The organism is Baaleninema simplex PCC 7105 (assembly GCF_000332355.1).
Taxonomy (GTDB): domain Bacteria; phylum Cyanobacteriota; class Cyanobacteriia; order Cyanobacteriales; family Geitlerinemataceae; genus Baaleninema; species Baaleninema simplex.
This window is the reverse complement of record NZ_KB235958.1, coordinates 1,798,957-1,803,328: the sequence shown is the minus strand read 5'-3', so window position 1 is coordinate 1,803,328 and position 4,372 is coordinate 1,798,957. Positions and strand designations below refer to the sequence as shown.

Sequence of the window (4,372 nt, the reverse complement as noted above, 5' to 3'; positions counted from 1 at the left end):
AGTGGGCGAACCAACCTTTGGAAACTTTTGTAGATGCTTTAGAGGCTTTTCGGACAGCCATGTCTTTTCGTTTTGTGGCATGGCTGAACGAGAATCGAGACCTGTTTGCCGCTCACAAAGCGCGTTTTGGCTTGGTTTGGGCTTGAAATTTGTTTAAGTACCGTTAGCAAAAAAACTTCACATTGCCTCGACGACATTTCGGACGGGACGAGTTCCCGTGGGTATCACCGCGATCGATTATTAATTCTCGAGCGTCCACTCTGACGCCCGCGCACCGAGTTCGATGGGAATGCTCACCGCTTTACCCAAACGAGGACGTTCGCGGGTTTGGGTGATATACGTCCGTACCGTCTCCGTACCGCCCAATCCGTTGACGTATTGTGCGATACTCTCGAGGCGATCGGCGTACTCCTCCGCCGAGAGGGGAAACGACGCCTGTTCGAGATATTTCCACATGACTTGAACGAAAATTTTTCCCTGCGTGCGACGCAGTTGCAAATCGTAGGAGCATCCCCACTTGTCGAGAATGAGTTGATGTAACTCTCGTCCGGTCACGATCGCACTCCGTTGAGCGTTCTCTCGATGGTTGTTTGTATTCTACGAAGAAGTGTCCGAGGTTGCCAGGCCGAGACGCCTCGTCGGGGTTGACGTTACTTTTTCACCTTCATCCGTTGGGTGACGATCGTAATTCCACCCCGACGCACGATCGCCCCGGAGAGCCAATAATCCCCTTCACGAGATGCCGCTTCTCCGACTTTAAACAATCCCCCTGCCATCAGCAGTTCGAGTTCCAACTCCGTGTCGTCGAGATAGTTGTCCACAGAAACCGCCTGTTCGATGGCCGAACCGAGTAAAAAGTCGTTGTCGAGGGGTTCTTCTACGATCGCGTCAAAGTGGTAGCGACTGTCGGGCATCACCGCCTCGGGAAGATTGACCGTTACCGTTGGCGGGGCGTCTCCCGACGTCAGCGTCGCGCGTTCGGCCAATACTTCCTGAAAGACGATCTGTCCGTTTTCGTAGCGTTGGCGGGATTGTAGCGTCGCGTTGAGATCGTACTCGCGATGCGGTGCGGGTTCGGTTCCTGCGATCGCCGTGCGAGTTTGCGCTTCGTAGCCGGTGTTCGTGGCTTCCCACGAGAGCAATTCCGTTTCGTAAGTCAAACTGGGGAAGCGTTCCCACAATTGAACCAGAGCCGATCGCAGGCTCGATCGCGTCAACCCGTCGTCGTGAACGAAGTCGCGACTGTAAAACTCCATCACCGCATCTACATCGCCCGCACTAGCTGCCGCATCGATATCCTCGAGGAGTTGCATCAGTTCCGGGGGAGCGGTTTCGGGAGGATTTGCCCAAGCCGGAAGACCGACGAGACTCGAGGCGATCGCACCGCAGAGGGCGACAACACAACGGTTTGCAGAAGACAGAAAAGCGGAGTTGGCGTTCATAGGGTTTTTCGTCGTGAGCCAATAGTACCTACTACTCTAAGCCAAACTCCCCAACCCCGTCCGAAAATGGGGGTGAGTTGATGGGGAGGCTTTTTACAGTGAACAGTCACCCGTCACCCGTCACCAGTGAAGACAGCGGACAGTTAACAGTTTCTTCCTTGTCTTCCTTGTCTCCCCCTCTCCCCCTCCAAACGGCTTACGCCGTGATAGCGTAGAACTATCGACATCGTTCGTTTCGATCGCCGTGGAACCCGAAGCCTCTTCTAAACGCCTGCTCGTCGCCGCCAGTGGAACGGGAGGTCACGTTTTTCCTGCCCTCGCCACCGCAGAGAGCCTCAGCGACTATCACATCGAATGGTTGGGCGTTCCCCACCGCATGGAAACCCAACTCGTCGGCGATCGCTATCCGCTACATTTAATTCCCGTCGAAGGCTTTCAAACCCGCTTGGGTTTGGGAACGGTGAAGGTGTTAGTCCGCTTTGTCAACGCGGTGTTCGCCTGTCGCAAGATTTTGAAACGGGGGAAGTTCGACGGCGTATTTACGACTGGGGGCTACATTGCTGCTCCTGCCATTTTAGCCGCGCGATCGCTCGAGATTCCCGTCGTTCTCCACGAGTCGAACGCGATCCCAGGAAAAGTAACGAAATGGTTTTCTCGCTGGTGTGACGTGGTGGCGATCGGCTTTTTAGATGCGGCGCGATCGCTTCCCCAGGTTAAAACAGTGTGTGTCGGAACGCCGGTTCGCCCCGATTTTTTAAAAGACACGTCGTTCGATCTTCCAATTCCCGATGACGTTCCCTTAATCGTCGTCATGGGAGGAAGTCAAGGGGCGGTAGCCGTGAACCAGTTAGTCCGCGAGTGTGCGCCTTCGTGGTTCGAGGTAGGGGCGTGGGTCGTGCATCTCACTGGAACGTACGATCCCGATGTGGATAGTTTGAAACACCCTCAATATATTGCCATGCCCTTTTACGACAACGTCGCGGGCTTGTTGCAACGGGCAAATCTCGCCGTCAGTCGCGCGGGTTCGGGAACGCTCACGGAGCTGGCGATGACGCACACCCCGTCGATTTTAATTCCGTTTCCCTATGCTGCCGAAGACCATCAATTTTACAACGGTCGAGGGTTTGTCGAAGCTGGGGCGGCGTTGATGTTCCGTCAGGCGGAAATTTCGCCGGAAGTGCTGCAAACTGAAGTTTTGGAACTGTTAAACTCCCCCGAAAAGCTCGATCGCATGACGAAAGCGATGGCAGGATTGGCCGTTCCCGATAGCGCACAGCGGTTGGCGCAATTGATTCGAGATGTGTTGGAAACCTAAATTTTTCCAATGTCTCGATCTTTTTTGGAGATACACAAATCCATTCTTTTGTCAACCCCTCGTAGCCAGTCCGAGCGTTCTGCACCGCTCGCACTCGATCGCTGATTGCAAGCCCCTGATTACCGATAAACTGGTACAACACGAACGACTGAAGACTCGATCGAAACAAGCGCGTGAACGACATTCTCCAAGGGCTTAACATCTATCTCGTCGGGATGATGGGAGCGGGAAAAACCACAGTTGGAAAACACCTCGCCCACCAACTCGGGTATCGGTTCCTCGATACAGACGCCATCATCGAACAAGTGACGGGAACCACGATCGACGAGATTTTCGCCAACGAGGGCGAACCGGCGTTTCGAGACATCGAACACCAGGTTTTAGCTGGCGTGGCGGCGTATCAACGTTCGGTCGTCTCGACGGGCGGCGGTATCGTCACTCAACAGAACAACTGGAGTTACTTAAAATACGGACTCGTGGTGTGGTTGGACGTTCGGCCCGAAACACTGTTCGATCGCCTCCGAGACGACCGTAGCCGTCCCCTTCTCAAAGAAGCCGATCCCCTGGCGACGCTGAAACAGCTTTTAGACGAACGGCGATCGAAGTACGAACAAGCCGATCTTCATCTATCTGTCAGTGGCGACGAATCCCCCGATCGCATCGTCGATCGCCTCATCGCCGCGATTCCTTCTGTTTTAAAACCATCCGTTCGACCTCCCCATGAGTTTAGCGCTTAAACAAGTCGTCCCTTGGGGGCGATCGCTCGACGACTACCAAGATCCGTCGCAGTGCTCCGCCCATAGCCGAGGGCTTGGGGGGTGGTGAAGCGACGGGAGGGAGTAGTTCGCTTAAGCCTAGGAAACAAATATTTATTTTCTAAGCTAAGATAGTTTCATGCTAAACATGACGTGGGAATTCAAGCTAGAGCCAACGGCGGAGCAGGTTTCAGACATCGAACACATTTTGGATGTGTGCCGCAATGTCTGGAATTTTGCTCTGCGGGAACGTAAGGATTGGCTAAATTCCCGAAAGTCGCCCGTGAATGCGTGTTCCATCGTGCAGGAATACATCTTGCCAGGGGATGCACCATTTCCCAGCTATGCGCGGCAGTGCAAGTCCCTGACTGCGGCAAAATCTGAATATCCCCGATTAAAGACTGTTAATGCCCAAGTGCTTCAACAAGTCATCCGAAAATTGGAAGCCTCCTGGGAGTCGTGGCGGTTAAAGCGTTCGGGTCTTCCACGGTTCAAAAAAACCAACCGGATGCGAAGCTTTGTCTTCCCCCAGATGCTCAACGCTTCGGCTCCGCTCGCTTCGACTTCGCTCAGCGTTGAGTCCGAGCGGAGTCGAGGACTCAAAAACTGTGTGTCTGACAAAGGGATTAAGTTGCCTCAGTTGGGATGGGTTCGGGTTCGGTGGTCACGCGAAATACCAGAGATATTCCAGGTAAAACAAGCCCGGATTGTCCGCAAGGCATCCGGGTACTTTGTCGTGCTTAGCCTTCAGGCTGACGTCGATCTTCCTGCTGTAGCCCCTCACGGACATCCGGTAGGGATTGACGTTGGACTGGAGTACTTTCTTCAACGTCTGATGGAGAACAGGTCGAGCGACCTCG

General features: G+C 54.0%; 4 protein-coding genes and 2 pseudogenes. 4 read left to right on the top strand and 2 right to left on the bottom strand.

Annotated elements, in window-relative coordinates:
* Positions 1 to 146, top strand: a pseudogene (locus GEI7105_RS37055) (IS701 family transposase); the annotation flags it as partial.
* Positions 147 to 240: 94 nt separating this feature from the next.
* Here GEI7105_RS37055 and GEI7105_RS0110045 read toward each other — a convergent pair.
* On the bottom strand, positions 241 to 555 hold the full coding sequence (locus GEI7105_RS0110045; RefSeq protein ID WP_017660341.1) for a DUF3067 family protein: 315 nt from the start codon (positions 553 to 555) through the stop codon (positions 241 to 243).
* A 95-nt stretch (positions 556 to 650) separates the two neighbouring features.
* Positions 651 to 1,442 carry a nuclear transport factor 2 family protein gene (locus GEI7105_RS0110040; protein ID WP_017660340.1) on the bottom strand — a complete coding sequence of 264 codons (792 nt, stop codon included), beginning with the start codon at positions 1,440 to 1,442 and terminating at the stop codon, positions 651 to 653.
* Positions 1,443 to 1,686: 244 nt separating this feature from the next.
* Here GEI7105_RS0110040 and murG point away from each other — a divergent pair, with 244 nt between their 5' ends.
* The 3 genes and pseudogenes from murG to GEI7105_RS29905 all read left to right on the top strand — a co-directional run.
* The gene (murG, locus tag GEI7105_RS0110035) at positions 1,687 to 2,757 is read left to right on the top strand and encodes an undecaprenyldiphospho-muramoylpentapeptide beta-N-acetylglucosaminyltransferase (protein ID WP_017660339.1); all 1,071 of its coding nucleotides are present in this window, start codon (positions 1,687 to 1,689) and stop codon (positions 2,755 to 2,757) included.
* 173 nt (positions 2,758 to 2,930) lie between these two features.
* Positions 2,931 to 3,494, top strand: coding sequence for a shikimate kinase (locus GEI7105_RS0110030; protein ID WP_017660338.1), 564 nt, complete (start codon positions 2,931 to 2,933; stop codon positions 3,492 to 3,494).
* Between the two features lie 157 nt (positions 3,495 to 3,651).
* Positions 3,652 to 4,372 (top strand): annotated as a pseudogene (locus GEI7105_RS29905) (RNA-guided endonuclease InsQ/TnpB family protein); the annotation flags it as partial.

Coding starts and splice junctions, on each gene's coding strand:
- GEI7105_RS0110040 (WP_017660340.1), bottom strand. CDS start 1,442: ATGAACGCCAACTCCGCTTTTCTGTCTTCTGCAAACCGTTGTGTTGTC.